An 18,005-nucleotide genomic window follows, 5' to 3' on the forward strand; every position below is an offset into this window, starting at 1 on the left:
ATTCCTAGTGAAAGGTGGGGTTAGTATTAGATGAGTATTATTGAAATAATAAAAGAATTTAAATTAAACCCAGGGCTTAAATCCAAACTGGCAGTTTTATTTTTTCGTTTAGCTACATACCATGCTAATAGTAATATTATAGTCTATCCCTTTACATTATTTTTTTTATTAATGCATAAAATATTCAATGAGCTTATTTTTGGTGTGGAAATAAGCTATAAAGCTAAAATTGGAAATGGCTTTGTTATCTGGCATGCGTATTCTGTTGTTATTAGCTCACGTTGTAGTATCGGTAAGAACTTTCATATCAGGCAGTGTTGTACATGTGGTGCTAATAGGTCTTTAGGGGCCGGGGTAGTACGCATTGGAGACAATGTATCTATGGGTGCAAATTCATGTATTCTGGGTGATGATATTGCCATTGGTAATAACGTGAAGCTGGGGGCAGGTGTTATTTTAATGAAAGACGTACCAGACGATAGTATCATTATTGGCCATAAACCGATAATTAAAAATGAAAATGGTGATATTATATCATAATTCTAAATGATAAGTTTATGGAGTTTTAAATGTCTACCCCTTTAGTTTCGGTTATTCTACCAGCATTTAATGCTGATATGTTTTTACGAGAATCGATATCAAGTATTTTGAATCAGAGTCTAGAAAATATTGAATTGGTCATAATAAATGATGGGAGTACAGATTCAACGGAAGATATTATTAAATCTTTTAGCGACAATAGAATTGTCTATTTGAAAAATACTATTAACTTAGGCATTATAAAAACCTTAAACAAAGGGATAGATAATGCAAAAGGGAAATATATTGCAAGAATGGACGCCGATGATATAAGTATGCCAAATAGATTGAAGAGGCAGATTGACGTTTTAGAAAATGATGAATCGATAGATATAGTAAATATTAAAGCTTACATCCTCAATGATTCTGGAACATTTTTTACAAAAAACAAAGGTAGTGTCGCAGCTAGTTCAAATTCAATGAGATATTTGCAGTATCTAAGAAACATGATCATGCACCCAGGTGTCATGGTAAAAAAAGATATTATGCAGCATTTCAAATATCGGGATTCAGAAGAGGTATTGCATATTGAGGATTACGATTTATGGCTACGACTCTTTAAAGCTGGATATAAATGCTTTACTATTGACGATGAGCTACTTTATTATCGCTTTAATCCGAATAGTATCAGTCGAACTAAACAGAATGAACAGCATAACCGACTGATTGCTCTTTCTGCAAAGAATATTAAAAATGACTTTTCTTTTGAATTTTCGATAGATTCGCTAAAATATAACTGGGGTGAATTTGATTCATTTAAATATTTCTCGTTGGATAGGTTCCATAAGGAGTTGAGAGCTTTTTTTGATAAAATAAATCAGAATAGTTCGTTAGGACCAAGCGATATGGCTGTTTTTGACGAATTTATTTCTTTTAAAATGCTTGCTGTGTCAATATCATTTATTAAATTAGGCGGTATTCGAGGTAAATTTATTGCTGTTATTTTCCTGCTTAGAAATATGAATATAATTCCTAGGCTTTTTTTATTAACAAACATCTTTTCAAAAAAGAAAAAATTTATAAACTGAGGAATCTATGAAAAATATCGGGCTTTTTACATCTGTGTATTTTAATAATATCGGTAACGCGTTTATTGATTTTGGTGCGCAAGCAACTATCGAGGGGGCTTTACCAGATGGCTATCAGTTAGTTAAAGTTAGCCAATTTCAGTCTTTTGTGAATGCAATGCAAGCTGGAATGGGACTAAGAGAATCTCGACTTGTACGTGCAGTCTGGAATGGTGTAATGAAAAATCATGCACATAAGATACATGACAAATTATACACTGCAATCCCAACTAAAAAAACTATAACTTTAATGGATTATGTCAAACTAGATGCCCTGATTATTCCTGGTTGTGTACTGACAGTTCCATTTTTTAAAATTTTTGGTGCTGAATTAGAAACATTAAAAAATAAAGGTACCGAGTTAATATTTTTGGGTGCTAGCGGTAATTATTATACAGATTATGAAGTATCATTTGTTAAAGAATATATTAAGAAACTAGAGCCAAAGGGAATTATTTTCCGTGACCATGTAGCATATGAGCACTACAAAGATATTGTTGAAGTATCACATAATGGTATTGATAATGCATTCTTTGTTAATAAAGTTACAGTACCCAAAAATATTGCAAGCGAAGATTACGTTGTATTGAATTTTGATCACCCAAAAAATGATCATATGATTCAAGAACTGTCTGGTAAGTTTAATAAAGTTGTTGTGACTAATAATAAACCTTACCCTTTGTCTTATGTAAAAAGTTTATTAGCACAAGATATTTTTGTTTCAGATACTCCTTTAGATTATCTGATCTTATTAGCTAATGCTAAGGAAGTATATTCTGATAGGGTTCATTCATGTATTCCAACTCTTTCATTTGGTGGGAAATGCAGAATTTACTCGCATAGCAAAAGAGTCGCTCTTTTTGATAATGTGAATTTAAGTAATGTAAAAAATGAGGTTGTAGGTATTACTAATTTATCTACATATCAAGATGAACAAATTAATAATCTTAGGAATATTCTGAGAGAAATTTAATATTATGAAGTATTACTTACTAGTGATTGATAGAGTTAGAACTGGTGGTGCGGAACGGATATTAATTGACTACTATAATTATTTAATTAAATGTGGTCATAAAGTTGATATTTATGTGCTTTACCGTGAGGCTACGAGCAGTCCCTGGTTGGATAATCTACGTGTAACTTATGGTAGTAATAAGGAGGTAGGGGCCAGTATGGCCTCTAAACTCTTTACACATATTAAGATCTATACACGACTGATTACAAAAATAAACTGTGGCAAATATGATGTAATATTCACATTTTTAGAAAAAAGTAATATTTTATCTTATTTATCTAATTTTAAGGGTGTTAAACACGTCTGTACAGTTCACAATGTTTTATCTATTCAATATTTAAAAATTGCAAACCCGACTATAAAAAAATTGTGGGCAAAGGCAATATCGTCCATCTATAACTCTGATAAAACAACTATAATAGCTGTATCAGAGCAAGTGAAAACAGATTTAATTAATAATTTCGATGTAGATGGGAAAAGTATTTTTGTTGTGAATAATTTTGTTGATTCGCATGCTATCCATATGAAAAGCAGAGAAGAGGTTACGGAATTTAATTTTTACGATGATGTAAGCTATGCTATTAATATTGGTAGGTTAAGTGATCAAAAAAACCAAGGTTCTTTATTGTATGCATATTCTCAATATTTGAAAGATAATCCGGTAGAAAATAAAGTCCATTTGTTGATAATGGGGGAAGGTGAGAACGAAGGATATTTAAGACAAAAAATTAAAGAACTAAAATTAGAGGAAAAAGTAAGTATAATTGATTTCCAGGTAAATCCATATAAGTTTCTGGCTCAATGCAAGCTTCTAGTGCTAAGTAGTAAGTTTGAAGGTTTTCCTATTGTTATTGCGGAAACCAGGAGCTTGGGGATTCCTTTTTGTGGGACACATTATTCCATTCCCGAAGAAATGTTCACCAGCAACTCTGCTTACGATATGTGCACTTTCCCCGATCTATATGAGATAGATGGAGTTGCTAAATTCAAATTAATTATGAATAGTGTTTTTTCGACAGGCACATTTTCAGAAGAGTTGCTAGCTGCTACTAGCGAATGGAATTCACATAATGATAAGGAATACCAGTTTAAGCAATATTGTGAGATATCTATAAATGAAAATATACATAAAGAAAATAATAAAGACCTCCAGGATTGATATTTTCAAAGAGGGAGGGATTTTTACTTTTTTAAATCCAGTTTCGTATTTACAACTTAGAAAAACCAATTTACTTGATGGCTTCACTGGTGTGTTTTGTGATGGTGGAGTTTTAGTTAAATTTATAAACTTCTTCTATCGTGAAAAACTGGAAAGATTTAGTTTTGATATGACATCCTTAGCTCCTGTGGTATTCCAATATGCCGTAAAGAATCATAAGAGTATTTATATTATTGGCTCTGATGAATTATCTATAGATAAAGCTAAAAAGGTAATTGAAGGTTCTTATCCTGGTATATTTATTATTGGACATAGACATGGGTATTTTAAGAATGAAGAGGAGTTAATTGGTGTTGCTAATGGTATTATGAAACAAAATGTCGATATTGTTATTGCTGGAATGGGATGTGGGTTACAGGAGAAATTCTTACTAGAGCTGAAATCCCAAGGTTTTGGTAAGTTGGCTTTTACATGTGGAGGTTTTTTTCATCAATTGTCAATGTCAGGCAATGCATATTATCCTACATGGATAAATCGATTTAATTTGAGATTTGTATATCGAATGGTTAAAGAAAAACATACTAGACTAAGATATATTAAGGCTGGTATATGCTTCCCTATTTTCTTTATTTATGATTTGATTAGGGGATAGTATATGAAATATAAAGTGTTATTTTTCTTTATATCCTTATTCAGTTACAATGCTTTTTGTACAGAAAATATTCAACTTATAAAAAAAATTTCTAATTCAAATTATTTCGATGATTGGGATTATTCTATTTTTCCTCATAATTTAGAGGGGGGGGTTGGAAAAAAACAGTTACAAAATAGTAATGATAAGATGGATGCAAATTTGTCTAAAACTTGGATCGCAAAGGAAGATTTCCATAGTAATATTTTATCCTGTAGGCTAAAGGATAATATTTCCTCTCAAAATGGCAATGTTGTTTTTGTTACTTCGAAGAATAACTGCCCTAACAAATCAAAATATTCAACCGCATATTTGGATTATTATAAAGATATTCATTATGGATATTACCAAGCGAGGATTAAATCAGCATCTAAAGGGATAAATAATGCTTTTTGGTTCAAGTCGAATAATGGATATGAAATTGATATTGCTGAAATCCATTCACCAAATATTATAAATATTACTATTCATAAATGGATTGATGGAAAACCTCTTTCTTATGGGTTTATATTCAAAACAAAATCTAACTTAAGTAATGAATTTCATTTGTATGGAGTGAAATGGCAAACTGATAATATGATTTTTTATTTTGATAATGAGCCTATTTTAAGGGTGTCCGGGTTTGGTGACAATATATATGCTGGCACTCTTAAACTTTCTACTGCAGTTAGTAGATATTCTGGATATGATTCAAAGTTCAGAATTGATAAAAACATGACCGTATCTAATGTTATTGTCGCCCCCACTTTTTAATAAGGCTGTTTAAATGGAAAATCCTTTTTTTTCAGTTATTGTCCCTATGCATAACAATAGTAAAACAATAAATTTGACATTAGATTCGTTAAAAAAACAAACTTTCACTTCATTTGAAGTTATATTTGTAGATGATGCCTCGGATGATTTTTCTAACACAGAGAAAATAATAATTGATTCCCTATCTGGAAAAGTTCCATTTACTATTGTTAGGCATATTGAAAATAAAAATGGAGCTGCTGCTCGTAATTTAGGTATCACACTTGCAAATGGCGAATATATAGCATTTTTAGATGCGGATGATGAATGGCTTCCTATTAAACTATCATCTTATCATCAAGTGATTAAAAAAGTTGATATAGAAAACGAGAAAAAAGTTTTTTATAGCAAATTGAAAATAAGAGATATTGAAACAGGGAATATTATGGCTGTTCGACCTAGTTATGGAGTTGATCATGAGCCGAATATCAGTATTGCGGAATATCTTTTCTCCTTAAATGGGTTTATACAGACAAGCACAATCGTGGCCCATAGAGCAATACTTGATAAGGTTATGTTTAATGAGAAGTTTATTAGACACCAAGATTATGATTTTTGTATCCATTGTGATTACTTAGGGATTAAATTCCACTTTATAGATGAAGTCTTAACTATCTATAATAAATTTAATAATATGAGCGCTCGTGCTCTAAATGGGAAAAAAGAGTCTGAAGCATATTCATTGTTTTGGTTAAAGGAAATGAAGAGTATTATGCGTTTCAGGGAACGATGCGCTTATAGAGCATATATTCTTCCGTCTAGATGTCGAATGGACAATAATAATTTTAAAGCTGTATTATATGCCATGCTTAACCTTCCTTTCACCGGTTTTCGTGCAATAAAATTCAAGGTTTTAAATAAAATAAAATTGAGGTGATTTAGTTGAATAAGAAAATATTATTTAACTCCATATGGATGGTGTCTGAAAAAATCGTCTCAATTTTTGGCCTTTTTTTTGTTACATCATTTGTTGCTAAGTATGTTGGGCCATATATTTATGGGGAAATAGCTTACGTATCATCATTGTTTCAAATTACTTTAGTGATAGCCCAACTCGGCAGTGATGTTATTATTTTTAAGCGCTTAAGCAAAAATAAGAAATCTGGCGTACAGCTACTAAAGACTACAGTTCCTATTAGAATTTTTATTTATAGTCTTGTTTCTATCCCTATTGTCGTCTTAAATTTTGATATCAATAGCCATACTATTAATTATTTCATTATAGCCTCATTCTTTGCTTGTTTGTTTTCATCCCTAGATGTTTATAGTATTTACTATAATGTTCGTTTGGAGTCAAAAAAAAATGCAATGATAAATGTTGTCGGGTTAGTTATAAGTCTAATAATTCGATGGGTTATTGCCTATTTTAAATTACCTGCTGAAACATTATCAATTCCTATTGTATTGACTACTCTGATACCTTTTATTTTACGTAGCATAATGTTTAATCGTATGGAAAACGATGGTGTCAATATCAACAGAAGAAAAGTCTTTAAATATTCTCGATACCTCTTGTTAACAGGGATGACATTTGTCATCTCAGCTGTATCTGTTGCTATATATACACGTCTATCTATCTGGTTTCTTGACTATTTTTATGGGAAATCTTATGTAGGTATTTTTTCCATAGCAGTCTCATTAGCTAGTTCATGGTCGTTTGTTTTACTCGCGATTATTACTTCTAGTTTTCCCCAGATTTTTTCGGAAAATAAAGATTTAGAAGCAATAAGAAAAACAGGTAACTTGGGGCGAGTGATTTTAGTTATATCCATTTTTATAATAATTTTTATTTATTTAATCGGTGGGTATTTGCTTCAACTTTTGTATGGAGAAAAATACTCTACTTCTTTTGAGCCCTTAATAATTCTGTCTATCTCAACAATGGTTTCATCTTTAGGTGTTATTTCTTCTCGTTTTATTGCCAAATATTCTGGTTATTCATATTTAGCTAAAAAAACTATCGTTGTTTTATTTTTAAGTGCATGTTTTAATTATTATTCTGTTAAGTATTATGGGATGCAGGGAGCTGCTTGGGCTACGTTAGCTACTGAGCTGTTCTCTCTCACAGTTCTAAATTATTTCTTTAAGCATGGAATTGTGTTTAAAGTGCATAAAAATATCCTGTTTAGGACATCATTGAAGGTTAGTTAAATAATGTCCTAATAATGCTTGCAATGAATTATATTTCAACTAAAAGTTAAAGATTACTATGAAAATACTCAAACGAAGAACTCACTCAAAAACCAATGCATCTTTGATCTCCATCGTACAACGTTTTTTTGATGTATCAGTAATCGTTTTTGGTTTATGTTTTGTATATTATGTTGCTGGCATTGATATATCAAGTAATCTATTTTTGAACGCATTGATTGTTCTTTTTGTATTCCAGATGATTGGCGGGGTTACGGATTTTTATAGGTCCTGGCGTGGCGTAAGATTAATTTCTGAACTTAAGCTTGTTTTGCAGAACTGGAGTTTGAGCTTAATTATTGCTGTTGGTTTTATTTCTCTTTCAACACACCTTCAAATTAATTTTGATATTTATATGTGTTGGTATGTTGTTGTCTCATTTGGGGTTGTGCTTTGTCGAATTTTAATCAGGTACTGCTTCGGAAAACTGAGACGTTTTGGATATAATACCCGCCGTGTCGCAATAGCTGGTTCTATGGAAGCAGGTATCGAACTGTTGAAAAGCTTCAATGATGAGCCCTGGCTTGGTTTTAAAGTTGAAGGGATTTATAATGACAATGTTATTCACACTGCGGGTATAAGATATGTAGGGGATTTTGAACAACTAATTGCTGATGCAAAAAACGGTAAACTCGACCGTATTTACATAGCAATGAATATGAGTGATGAAAAGAAAATAAAGTTATTGGTTAGGCAATTAACTAATACTACTTGCTCTGTTATGTTGATTCCAGATATATTTACGTTTAATATTCTTCAGTCTCGTACTGAGGAAGTCAATGGGGTTCCTGTCGTCCCCTTATTTGATACACCTTTAAACGGTATTAATATGGTTTTTAAAAGATTAGAAGATATCATTTTGTCAATTCTTATATTAATCTTAATATCACCAGTTCTCATCATTATTTCGTTTGCTGTGAAACTAACCTCTTCAGGGCCTGTTATCTTTAGGCAAACTAGATATGGTATGGATGGCAAACCTATTAAGGTTTGGAAATTTCGTTCAATGAAGGTCATGGAAAATGGTGGTGTCGTTACCCAAGCTAAACAAAATGATATCCGTGTCACAAGAGTTGGGCGGTTTTTGAGACGTACCTCTTTGGACGAGTTACCCCAGTTTTTTAATGTGCTTTCGGGTGAAATGTCTATTGTAGGCCCGAGGCCACATGCTGTTGCTCATAACGAACAATATAGAGATCTCATTGAAGGATATATGCTGCGCCATAAAGTAAAACCTGGGATCACTGGTTGGGCCCAGATAAATGGTTGGCGGGGGGAAACTGATACTCTGGAAAAAATGCAAAAGAGAGTAGAGTATGACCTTGATTATATTAGAGAATGGAGTATTTGGTTTGATTTATATATTATAACATTGACGGTGTTTAAAGGGTTTGTCAGTAAAACAGCGTATTAAATATATGTTCATAATCTAATGAAAAATGTAGTGTCTATAGTTTAATTTGTGTGTCGCTTAGAATAATTATGCAATCTTATATTTTCTGGCATTCCCAACATAGTGATAAAAAAGTTTTTTATCACTATGTCCTTTGTTTAATTTAAGCTAAAATAATCATCACATTTAAACTGCGAACGTGTCGCAGTGACCACACCAGACAGGAGTATGTAATGTCCAAGCAACAGATCGGGGTTGTCGGTATGGCAGTGATGGGGCGCAACCTTGCGCTCAACATCGAAAGCCGTGGTTATACCGTCTCTGTTTTCAATCGCTCCCGTGAAAAGACTGAAGAAGTGATTGCCGAGAATCCGGGCAAGAAACTGGTCCCACATTATACCGTCAAAGAGTTTGTTGAATCCCTCGAAACTCCACGCCGCATCCTGTTAATGGTGAAAGCGGGCGCTGGTACTGATAGCGCGATCGATTCTCTTAAACCATATCTGGATAAAGGCGATATTATCATTGATGGTGGTAACACTTTCTTCCAGGATACTATCCGTCGTAACCGCGAATTGTCCGCTGAAGGGTTTAACTTCATCGGTACCGGTGTTTCGGGTGGGGAAGAGGGCGCGCTGAAGGGCCCATCTATTATGCCTGGCGGACAGAAGGAGGCTTATGAACTGGTAGCACCGATCCTTGAGCAGATCGCTGCTCGCGCAGAAGATGGCGAACCTTGTGTCGCCTATATTGGTGCTGACGGTGCTGGTCACTATGTGAAGATGGTTCATAACGGCATTGAGTACGGCGACATGCAGCTTATTGCGGAAGCATACGCTTTGCTGAAAGGTGGCCTTGCTCTGTCTAATGAAGAACTGGCTACAACCTTTACCGAGTGGAACGAAGGCGAACTCAGCAGCTACCTGATTGATATCACCAAAGACATCTTCACTAAAAAAGACGAGGAAGGAAAATACCTTGTTGATGTGATTCTTGATGAGGCTGCCAACAAAGGTACAGGTAAATGGACCAGCCAGAGCTCACTCGACCTGGGCGAGCCGCTATCCCTGATTACTGAATCTGTCTTTGCGCGTTACATTTCTTCACTGAAGGACCAGCGTGTTGCAGCTTCTAAAGTCCTGACGGGGCCCATAGCTCAACCGGCTGGTGACAAAGCGGAGTTTGTAGAGAAAGTTCGTCGCGCTCTGTATCTGGGCAAAATCGTTTCTTATGCTCAGGGTTTTTCTCAGCTACGTGCCGCATCGGATGAATACAACTGGGATCTGAACTACGGTGAGATTGCCAAAATCTTCCGTGCCGGTTGCATTATTCGTGCTCAGTTCCTGCAGAAGATCACAGACGCTTACGAGCAGAATGCTGGCATCGCTAACCTGTTGCTGGCGCCGTACTTTAAGCAGATTGCTGATGAATATCAGCAGGAGCTGCGTGATGTAGTGGCTTATGCTGTTCAGAACGGCATCCCGGTTCCGACATTCTCTGCTGCTATTGCCTACTACGACAGCTATCGCTCCGCAGTCCTGCCGGCTAATCTGATCCAGGCTCAACGTGACTATTTCGGTGCTCATACCTATAAGCGTACTGATAAAGAAGGCGTATTCCATACTGAGTGGATGGAATAACCTTTTCTGGTCAAAGGCAATTAAATCCCGGTTATTAGATAACCGGGATTTTTCTATAAATCTCTCTCAATTCGAATACATTCTGTTAAGAATGTTTGCCCGCATATTAGAGCTCTGCTGCTTGTTCTCTACCACCCCATGTCTGTTTCTTGACATGTACCAGGACAGAGAGTAAAACCGCCAGAAGTGTTGATTACAGGGTGGCTACTATGCCGCCGTCCAGTTAACTGATTAAAGTGTGATCGAATGAAAATTACTATTTCCGGTACCGGTTATGTTGGTTTATCGAATGGCATCCTGATTGCGCAGAACCACGAAGTGGTCGCGCTGGATATCGTACAATCTAAAGTTGATATGCTGAACCAAAAGATGTCGCCGATTGTCGATAAAGAGATTCAGGAATACCTGGCCGAAAAACCGTTGAATTTTCGTGCGACAACTGACAAGCAAGATGCATATCGCAATGCTGACTATGTCATTATCGCCACACCGACTGACTACGATCCGAAAACCAACTACTTCAATACCTCAACGGTTGAAGCCGTTATTCGTGATGTCACTGAGATTAACCCCAACGCCGTCATGATTATCAAATCGACCATTCCGGTCGGCTTCACCCGTGATATCAAAGAGCGTCTGGGTATCGACAATGTCATCTTCTCTCCGGAGTTTCTGCGCGAAGGCCGTGCGCTGTATGACAACCTGCATCCTTCTCGTATCGTCATCGGTGAACGTTCGGAGCGGGCAGAGCGTTTTGCCAATCTGCTGAAAGAAGGTGCTATCAAGCAGGATATCCCGACGCTGTTTACCGATTCGACCGAAGCGGAGGCAATCAAGCTGTTTGCTAATACCTACCTTGCTCTGCGTGTCGCTTATTTTAATGAGCTGGATAGCTATGCAGAGAGCCAGGGTCTCAACAGCAAGCAGATTATTGAAGGTGTGTGCCTGGATCCGCGGATCGGCAATCACTATAACAACCCGTCATTCGGTTACGGTGGATACTGCTTGCCGAAAGATACTAAACAGTTGCTGGCGAACTACGAATCGGTGCCAAACAATATCATTGGCGCTATTGTGGATGCTAACCGTACCCGCAAAGACTTTATTGCTGACTCTATCCTTGCGCGTAAACCGAAAGTGGTTGGGGTTTATCGCCTGATTATGAAGAGCGGCTCAGATAACTTCCGCGCCTCTTCGATTCAAGGGATTATGAAGCGCATTAAAGCCAAAGGTATCCCGGTTATTATTTACGAACCGGTGATGCAAGAGGATGAGTTCTTTAATTCCCGCGTCGTTCGCGATCTGGATGCCTTTAAGCAAGAAGCAGATGTCATCATTTCTAACCGTATGGCGGAAGAGCTGGCTGATGTTGCGGATAAGGTTTATACCCGCGATCTGTTTGGTAACGATTAGTCATTTCTGATGCTGAGCGCCAGCGGTACTGCCGCTGGTCTCATGCTATCCTTGTCCCCGCGATTATAAGCTCCCCGTTAATTGAGTTTTGCTCGCTTTCCTTAACAACGACCTCGGTAGTGTGATGCAGTTTGTAATTTTACGTTAAACTCATTGCCTGGCTGAAGGTGGTCGGATATGTTAAATCACACCTTGTGAAGAGCTACCGTCACTGCGATGTAGATGCCGGAGATAAGCGCCGGAAGGGAAAAAGCCTGCTATGCGGGCTTTTTTTGTTTTTGTTCTCATAGGGGCGCTGGACAAGCAGGAGTTCCGATCAAAGCGGTTGCTCCATCAAATCTTCTGTAAAGCGGGGGAGCGATAAAACCGCAACCCTGCGATTGCGGTTCAGGAGGAATCAGGTAACCACTCAGGCGTTGTAATACGCCTTGTACCAATCCACGAAGTTCTTCACGCCATCCTTGACCGACGTCTGCGGTTTAAAGCCAACCAGATCATACAGCGGTTTCGTGTCTGCGCTGGTTTCCAGCACATCTCCCGGCTGGATCGGCATCATGTTTTTCTCAGCGATCATTCCCAGAGCCTCTTCGAGAGCGGTGATGTAATCCATCAGCTCGACCGGCGAACTGTTGCCGATATTATAAACGCGGTAGGGCGCCGAGCTGGTGGCCGGCGAGCCATTCTCTACGCTCCACTCCGGGTCCGGCTGCGGAATGACATCCTGCACGCGAATAATCGCTTCCACGATGTCATCGATGTAGGTGAAGTCGCGCTTCATCTTACCGTAGTTGTAGACATCGATACTCTTACCTTCCAGCATCGCCCTGGTAAATTTGAACAGCGCCATGTCCGGGCGTCCCCACGGGCCATATACGGTGAAGAAGCGTAAACCGGTGGTCGGGATGCCATAGAGATGGGAATAGGTATGTGCCATCAGTTCGTTGGCTTTTTTGGTTGCCGCATACAGCGAGACCGGATGGTCGACCGAATCGTCGGTTGAAAAAGGCATTTTGCGGTTCAGGCCATACACCGAACTGGAAGAGGCGTACAGCAGGTGCTGTACCTTGTTATGCCGGCAGCCTTCCAGAATGTTCAGGTAACCGATCAGGTTGGCATCGGCATAGGCATGCGGATTTTCCAGCGAGTAGCGCACGCCGGCCTGCGCAGCCAGGTGGATCACGCGGTCAAATTTCTCGCTCGCGAAAAGCTCAGCCATGCCTTCCCGATCGGCAAGATCGATTTTGTGGAAGCTGAATAGGGGGGATTGCAGTAAATCCAGGCGAGACTGCTTGAGATTGACATCGTAGTAATCGTTCATGTTGTCGATGCCAACAACCTCGTGGCCCGCCTCCAGAAGGCGCTGACTGGTATGAAAGCCGATGAATCCTGCGGCTCCAGTGACTAAAAACTTCATATTCATCCTCCGGGTTTGTTGTTCCCCGCTATATATAATGGCTGATTTTACACTGGCTTGCCGTAGGGGTCATCTGCTTTACCGTTGCTGAATATAAGCATGGGCCGTGGAAACAGCCCGTTCATCTATGTATAACGCCTGTTTTATGAGCGTCAGCAGTGTGGTGTTTTATTGGAAATAGCAATCATTATCATTTTAAATAAGTTAGCACAATAATAGTTCCTGATGTTTTTACGCTAGTTAATATTCCCGTTTCATTGCGCCAGACAGGTCTGTTGAAAAGTGTGTAACGTCTGTTCATATTGTATCCGTTTATATATTTTCCGAACGTTTCCTGAAAAAACATTCGTCATTACTATATCAATTGTTTGTCATTATGATTGTTTTTGTTTTAAATCAGTGTGTTGTACGTTGATTGCTTAAGTGTTCAAATAATGTCTCGCGGATGCTTAATTTTTACCAGAACGGATTCATCATGCTTTTTCATTTTTATTCTTACAGACCGGGGCTATAATGCGCGCGTGATTCATATGTGGCACGAATGCATTATTGAGACAGATCAATATTTGGCCCCAACAGAGTATCGACTGAGCGGCATCATAGAAGGCGGAGTCAATCCGCTATCTATAAAGAAGAAATGATTCGCGGAGCGTTGCCATTTCCTCTGGGTTATCGTTGTTGAGCGATTTTGATGTCATCTCAGTAACGCCTGGTTACCGGTGGGTGGTGTTTACTCCATGGTTTTAAGCATCGTTCTGTTCCTGTGGCCCGGCTTGTCGCGAGACCGCTGAGCAAATGAGAAAGTCCTGATGGATAGCGTGAGGAAAAATGGCGAAAGTAATGGGATCATTCTGCCATTTGAACTGTAGAGGGCAAGTTTGAAAACAGAGCTATGTCTGCTGATATACCTCTGTTTTTCGCTTTTTTGCGCCGGGCTGACTAGTCTGCTTGTATAGGGGTGAGCTTCACCGCAGAGGCCGGCGGGCAGCAGATGAGCGTTGTACCGTCCTGTCATCGTGCAGCCGGGTGCCATGAATACAGTCTGGTAGCGTTACGCGCTTTGGTTGCGATAGCCAATGGCGGTAGCGTGTTTGAAATTTAAGATATGTGCCCGAGTGGCATTTAACTCATTGAAAAACGAGAGAGAGTATGAAGATCCTTGTCACCGGTGGCGCCGGGTTTATTGGTTCTGCCGTTGTTCGTCATATTATTGAGAATACCCAGGATGACGTACGCGTTGTGGACTGCCTGACCTATGCAGGTAATCTCGAGTCTCTGGCCTCAGTAGCCGATAATGAACGCTATTCTTTCTCGCGTACGGATATCACCGACGCCCAGGGTATTGCAGAGCAGTTCAGCGAGTTTCAGCCTGATATCGTGATGCATCTGGCGGCAGAAAGTCATGTCGATCGTTCCATTGACGGCCCGGCAGCCTTTATCCAGACCAACCTTATCGGTACCTTCACGCTGCTGGAAGCGGCCCGTCAGTACTACGCCTCGCTGAATGAGGCGCGGAAAAAAAGTTTCCGCTTCCACCATATTTCAACGGATGAAGTCTATGGCGATCTGGAAGGTACTGACGACTTATTCACCGAAGAGACGCCATACGCCCCGAGCAGTCCTTACTCCGCCTCTAAAGCCGGGAGTGACCATCTGGTGCGTGCCTGGAACCGCACCTACGGTCTGCCGGTGGTGGTGACCAACTGCTCGAACAACTACGGTCCCTATCATTTCCCGGAAAAACTGATCCCGCTGACCATCCTTAACGCGCTGGCAGGCAAACCGCTGCCGGTATATGGCAACGGCCAGCAAATTCGTGACTGGCTATACGTGGAAGATCACGCCCGGGCGCTGTACAAAGTGGCCACCGAAGGTCAAAACGGTGAAACCTACAACATCGGTGGTCATAACGAACGTAAAAATATCGATGTGGTGAAAACCATTTGCGCCATTCTCGATAAGGTTGTTGAGAAGAAGCCGGGCAACATCAGCCATTTCGCTGAGCTGATCACCTTCGTGACCGACCGTCCAGGCCATGACCTGCGTTACGCGATTGATGCGGCAAAAATTGCGCGCGATCTCGGCTGGGTACCGCAGGAAACTTTCGAAAGCGGGATTGAGAAAACGGTCCGCTGGTATCTGGATAACCCGACGTGGTGGCAGCGCGTGCTGGACGGCTCCTATGCCGGTGAACGCCTGGGTCTGAATAACTGATTAAGGAACCGCAGAATGAAAGGTATTGTTCTCGCCGGGGGCTCCGGAACCCGCCTGTATCCGATTACGCAGGGCGTGTCCAAACAGCTGCTGCCGATTTACGATAAACCGATGATTTACTATCCGGTGTCGGTGCTGATGCTGGCCGGTATCCGGGACATCCTGATTATCACCACGCCGGAAGATATGCCGGCCTTCCAGCGTCTGCTGGGGGATGGCTCCCAGTTCGGCGTCAATTTCTCTTATGCTATTCAGCCTTCTCCGGACGGTCTGGCTCAGGCCTTTATCATCGGTGAAGAGTTCATCGGGAATGATGCCTGTGCATTAGTGCTGGGCGATAACATCTACTTCGGGCAAAGCTTCGGTAAGAAACTGGAAACGGCAGCGAGTAAAACCTCCGGGGCCACCGTCTTTGGCTATCAGGTCCTCGATCCGGAACGGTTTGGCGTGGTCGAGTTTGACGAAAACTTCACCGCGCTATCGATTGAAGAGAAGCCGCTGAAGCCAAAATCTAACTGGGCGGTGACCGGGCTCTACTTCTATGACAATGACGTTGTAGCAATGGCGAAAACGGTGAAACCTTCCGCCCGTGGCGAGCTGGAAATTACCACCCTCAACCAGATGTATCTGGAACGCGGCGATCTGCAGGTTGAGCTGCTGGGCCGCGGTTTTGCCTGGCTGGATACCGGCACCCATGACAGCCTGATTGAGGCCTCGCAGTTCATTCACACCATTGAGAAGCGTCAGGGGATGAAAGTGGCCTGCCTGGAAGAGATCGCCTTCCGTAATAAATGGCTGTCTGCTGAAGGGGTTGCGGCCCAGGCCGAACGACTGAAGAAAACGGAATATGGCCGTTATCTGAACATGTTGATTAACGAACGTTAATGCCTCTCCGCGTGCGAAGTAACAATAATACAGAGTATTCGTTTATGAAGATTTTACTTATTGGGAAAAATGGTCAGGTCGGCTGGGAGCTGCAGCGTTCGCTCTCCACCCTGGGTGAAGTGGTCGCCGTTGACTATTTCGATAAGGAACTGTGTGGCGATCTGACGGATCTCGCCGGGATTGCGCAAACCGTCCGCCAGGTTAAACCGGATGTGATTGTCAATGCGGCAGCCCATACGGCGGTGGATAAAGCGGAAAGCGAGCGCGAGCTGTCCGATCTGTTGAATGACAAAGGCGTGGCGGTGCTGGCGGAAGAGTCAGCGAAGCTGGGTGCCCTGATAGTGCATTACTCCACCGATTATGTCTTCGATGGCGAGGGGGATCATTACCGCCTCGAGGACGAAGCCACCGGGCCGCTGAATGTTTATGGCGAAACAAAGCGTGCCGGGGAACTGGCGCTGGCGCAGGCCAATCCGCGCCATCTGATTTTCCGTACCAGCTGGGTCTATGCCACCCGCGGCGCAAACTTTGCCAAAACGATGCTGCGCCTGGCCGGTGAAAAAGAGACGCTGTCGATTATTAACGATCAGCACGGTGCGCCGACCGGGGCTGAACTGCTGGCAGACTGTACCGCTATCGCCATCCGTGAAGAGTGGCGCAATAAAGCGGTTGCCGGGACCTACCACCTGGTCGCCAGCGGGGAAACCAGCTGGTATGACTATGCCCGTTTTGTCTTTGATGTCGCGCGTGCCAACGGCGCTCAGCTGGCGATCAAGGAGGTGAACGGGATCCCGACGACGGCCTGGCCGACGCCGGCGAAACGCCCGTTGAATTCTCGTCTGTCGAATGAAAAGTTCCAGCGGGTATTTGGCGTGACGATCCCGGACTGGCGTCAGGGCGTTGAACGGGTGGTTGTTGAAGTTTCAGGTAAGTAGGTGAGTACAGCAGCATGAATATTATTAAAACAGACATTCCGGAAGTCTTAATCTGCGAGCCGCGAGTCTTTGGCGATGCGCGCGGATTTTTCTTTGAAAGCTTCAGCAGCAAGGTGTTTGATGAGGCGGTAGGTCGCAAGGTGGAGTTTGTGCAGGATAACCATTCGCAGTCGCAAAAGGGCGTTTTACGCGGCCTGCACTACCAGCTAGCCCCTCATGCACAGGGCAAACTGGTGCGCTGCGTGGAAGGTGAAGTCTTTGATGTGGCGGTGGATGTCCGTCGTTCCTCACCGACCTTTGGTCAGTGGGTCGGCGTCGTACTCAGTGCGGAAAATAAGCGTCAGCTGTGGATCCCGGAAGGGTTTGCCCATGGTTTTCTCGCGCTGAGCGACACGGTGCAGTTTGTCTACAAGGCAACCAATTACTATGCCCCGCAGTCGGAGCGCAGTATTCGTTGGGATGACCCGCAGATTAATATTAAGTGGCCCGATCTGAATGGCTGCGCGTTTTCATTGTCAGAGAAAGATATGCAGGCGCATACATTAGCAACCGCTGAAGTTTATGCCTGACAGGAAGTCATTTTTTACAGTTGATACACTTAACACATCCTCTTTTATT

At 41.1% G+C, this 18,005-nt stretch carries 16 protein-coding genes; 15 read left to right on the forward strand and 1 reads right to left on the reverse strand.

Annotation, left to right across the window (positions count from 1 at the left end):
- The first annotated feature begins 30 nt into the window (after window positions 1-30).
- The 11 genes from ACI2JR_RS17220 to ugd all read left to right on the forward strand — a co-directional run bounded on the left by ACI2JR_RS17220 (window position 31) and on the right by ugd (window position 11,939).
- Window positions 31-540 carry a serine acetyltransferase gene (locus ACI2JR_RS17220; protein ID WP_462479063.1) on the forward strand — a complete coding sequence of 170 codons (510 nt, stop codon included), beginning with the start codon at window positions 31-33 and terminating at the stop codon, window positions 538-540.
- A gap of 29 nt (window positions 541-569) precedes the next feature.
- Entirely contained in the window at window positions 570-1,607 is a 1,038-nt protein-coding gene (locus ACI2JR_RS17225; protein ID WP_462479064.1) for a glycosyltransferase family 2 protein, read from the forward strand.
- A 7-nt stretch (window positions 1,608-1,614) separates the two neighbouring features.
- Window positions 1,615-2,619, forward strand: coding sequence for a polysaccharide pyruvyl transferase family protein (locus ACI2JR_RS17230; RefSeq protein ID WP_462479065.1), 1,005 nt, complete (start codon window positions 1,615-1,617; stop codon window positions 2,617-2,619).
- Window positions 2,620-2,623: 4 nt separating this feature from the next.
- Window positions 2,624-3,820: a glycosyltransferase gene (locus ACI2JR_RS17235; protein ID WP_462479066.1), complete on the forward strand. Its 1,197-nt coding sequence runs from the start codon at window positions 2,624-2,626 to the stop codon at window positions 3,818-3,820.
- Entirely contained in the window at window positions 3,777-4,472 is a 696-nt protein-coding gene (locus ACI2JR_RS17240) for a WecB/TagA/CpsF family glycosyltransferase (RefSeq protein WP_462479067.1), read from the forward strand. Before ACI2JR_RS17235 ends, ACI2JR_RS17240 begins: the two co-directional genes overlap by 44 nt.
- Before the next feature lie 3 nt (window positions 4,473-4,475).
- Entirely contained in the window at window positions 4,476-5,264 is a 789-nt protein-coding gene (locus ACI2JR_RS17245) for a family 16 glycosylhydrolase (protein WP_462479068.1), read from the forward strand.
- 13 nt (window positions 5,265-5,277) lie between these two features.
- Window positions 5,278-6,180: a glycosyltransferase family 2 protein gene (locus ACI2JR_RS17250; RefSeq protein ID WP_462479069.1), complete on the forward strand. Its 903-nt coding sequence runs from the start codon at window positions 5,278-5,280 to the stop codon at window positions 6,178-6,180.
- Window positions 6,181-6,185: 5 nt separating this feature from the next.
- Window positions 6,186-7,454, forward strand: a complete 1,269-nt coding sequence (locus ACI2JR_RS17255) for an oligosaccharide flippase family protein (protein ID WP_462479070.1) — start codon at window positions 6,186-6,188, stop codon at window positions 7,452-7,454.
- Window positions 7,455-7,512: 58 nt separating this feature from the next.
- Window positions 7,513-8,907 (forward strand): undecaprenyl-phosphate glucose phosphotransferase, encoded by a 1,395-nt coding sequence (wcaJ, locus tag ACI2JR_RS17260; protein ID WP_462479071.1) that lies wholly within the window; start codon window positions 7,513-7,515, stop codon window positions 8,905-8,907.
- Window positions 8,908-9,119: 212 nt separating this feature from the next.
- Window positions 9,120-10,526 (forward strand): NADP-dependent phosphogluconate dehydrogenase, encoded by a 1,407-nt coding sequence (gene gndA, locus ACI2JR_RS17265; protein WP_462479072.1) that lies wholly within the window; start codon window positions 9,120-9,122, stop codon window positions 10,524-10,526.
- Between the two features lie 246 nt (window positions 10,527-10,772).
- Window positions 10,773-11,939 carry a UDP-glucose 6-dehydrogenase gene (gene ugd, locus ACI2JR_RS17270; RefSeq protein ID WP_032695381.1) on the forward strand — a complete coding sequence of 389 codons (1,167 nt, stop codon included), beginning with the start codon at window positions 10,773-10,775 and terminating at the stop codon, window positions 11,937-11,939.
- A 409-nt stretch (window positions 11,940-12,348) separates the two neighbouring features.
- On the opposite strand, the gene ACI2JR_RS17275 is transcribed toward ugd, so the two are convergent.
- Window positions 12,349-13,353, reverse strand: a complete 1,005-nt coding sequence (locus tag ACI2JR_RS17275; protein WP_152292764.1) for an NAD-dependent epimerase — start codon at window positions 13,351-13,353, stop codon at window positions 12,349-12,351.
- Between the two features lie 1,149 nt (window positions 13,354-14,502).
- Between ACI2JR_RS17275 and rfbB the strand changes: the two genes are divergently transcribed.
- The 4 genes from rfbB to rfbC are packed head-to-tail and all read left to right on the forward strand — an operon-like array spanning window position 14,503 to window position 17,956.
- Window positions 14,503-15,567, forward strand: a complete 1,065-nt coding sequence (rfbB, locus tag ACI2JR_RS17280) for a dTDP-glucose 4,6-dehydratase (protein WP_087848943.1) — start codon at window positions 14,503-14,505, stop codon at window positions 15,565-15,567.
- A gap of 15 nt (window positions 15,568-15,582) precedes the next feature.
- A complete protein-coding gene (gene rfbA / locus ACI2JR_RS17285) occupies window positions 15,583-16,452 on the forward strand; it encodes a glucose-1-phosphate thymidylyltransferase RfbA (protein ID WP_132725206.1) in 870 nt (289 codons plus the stop codon).
- Between the two features lie 44 nt (window positions 16,453-16,496).
- Window positions 16,497-17,387 (forward strand): dTDP-4-dehydrorhamnose reductase, encoded by an 891-nt coding sequence (rfbD, locus tag ACI2JR_RS17290; RefSeq protein WP_462479073.1) that lies wholly within the window; start codon window positions 16,497-16,499, stop codon window positions 17,385-17,387.
- Between the two features lie 14 nt (window positions 17,388-17,401).
- Window positions 17,402-17,956 (forward strand): dTDP-4-dehydrorhamnose 3,5-epimerase, encoded by a 555-nt coding sequence (gene rfbC, locus ACI2JR_RS17295; RefSeq protein ID WP_462479074.1) that lies wholly within the window; start codon window positions 17,402-17,404, stop codon window positions 17,954-17,956.
- The last annotated feature ends 49 nt before the right edge of the window (window positions 17,957-18,005 follow it).

Origin of the sequence: Klebsiella sp. NPDC088457, assembly GCF_044900465.1 — a bacterium.
GTDB lineage: Bacteria > Pseudomonadota > Gammaproteobacteria > Enterobacterales > Enterobacteriaceae > Klebsiella.

Excerpts from the sequence above, each read along its gene's own strand:
- rfbD (WP_462479073.1), top strand. The coding sequence starts at position 16,497 with ATGAAGATTTTACTTATTGGGAAAAATGGTCAGGTCGGCTGGGAGCTG.
- ACI2JR_RS17230 (WP_462479065.1), top strand. The coding sequence starts at position 1,615 with ATGAAAAATATCGGGCTTTTTACATCTGTGTATTTTAATAATATCGGT.
- ACI2JR_RS17250 (WP_462479069.1), top strand. The coding sequence starts at position 5,278 with ATGGAAAATCCTTTTTTTTCAGTTATTGTCCCTATGCATAACAATAGT.
- ACI2JR_RS17240 (WP_462479067.1), top strand. The coding sequence starts at position 3,777 with ATGAAAATATACATAAAGAAAATAATAAAGACCTCCAGGATTGATATT.
- ugd (WP_032695381.1), top strand. The coding sequence starts at position 10,773 with ATGAAAATTACTATTTCCGGTACCGGTTATGTTGGTTTATCGAATGGC.
- ACI2JR_RS17235 (WP_462479066.1), top strand. The coding sequence starts at position 2,624 with ATGAAGTATTACTTACTAGTGATTGATAGAGTTAGAACTGGTGGTGCG.
- gndA (WP_462479072.1), top strand. The coding sequence starts at position 9,120 with ATGTCCAAGCAACAGATCGGGGTTGTCGGTATGGCAGTGATGGGGCGC.
- ACI2JR_RS17275 (WP_152292764.1), bottom strand. The coding sequence starts at position 13,353 with ATGAAGTTTTTAGTCACTGGAGCCGCAGGATTCATCGGCTTTCATACC.
- ACI2JR_RS17245 (WP_462479068.1), top strand. The coding sequence starts at position 4,476 with ATGAAATATAAAGTGTTATTTTTCTTTATATCCTTATTCAGTTACAAT.
- rfbC (WP_462479074.1), top strand. The coding sequence starts at position 17,402 with ATGAATATTATTAAAACAGACATTCCGGAAGTCTTAATCTGCGAGCCG.
- rfbB (WP_087848943.1), top strand. The coding sequence starts at position 14,503 with ATGAAGATCCTTGTCACCGGTGGCGCCGGGTTTATTGGTTCTGCCGTT.
- ACI2JR_RS17220 (WP_462479063.1), top strand. The coding sequence starts at position 31 with ATGAGTATTATTGAAATAATAAAAGAATTTAAATTAAACCCAGGGCTT.
- ACI2JR_RS17225 (WP_462479064.1), top strand. The coding sequence starts at position 570 with ATGTCTACCCCTTTAGTTTCGGTTATTCTACCAGCATTTAATGCTGAT.
- wcaJ (WP_462479071.1), top strand. The coding sequence starts at position 7,513 with ATGAAAATACTCAAACGAAGAACTCACTCAAAAACCAATGCATCTTTG.
- rfbA (WP_132725206.1), top strand. The coding sequence starts at position 15,583 with ATGAAAGGTATTGTTCTCGCCGGGGGCTCCGGAACCCGCCTGTATCCG.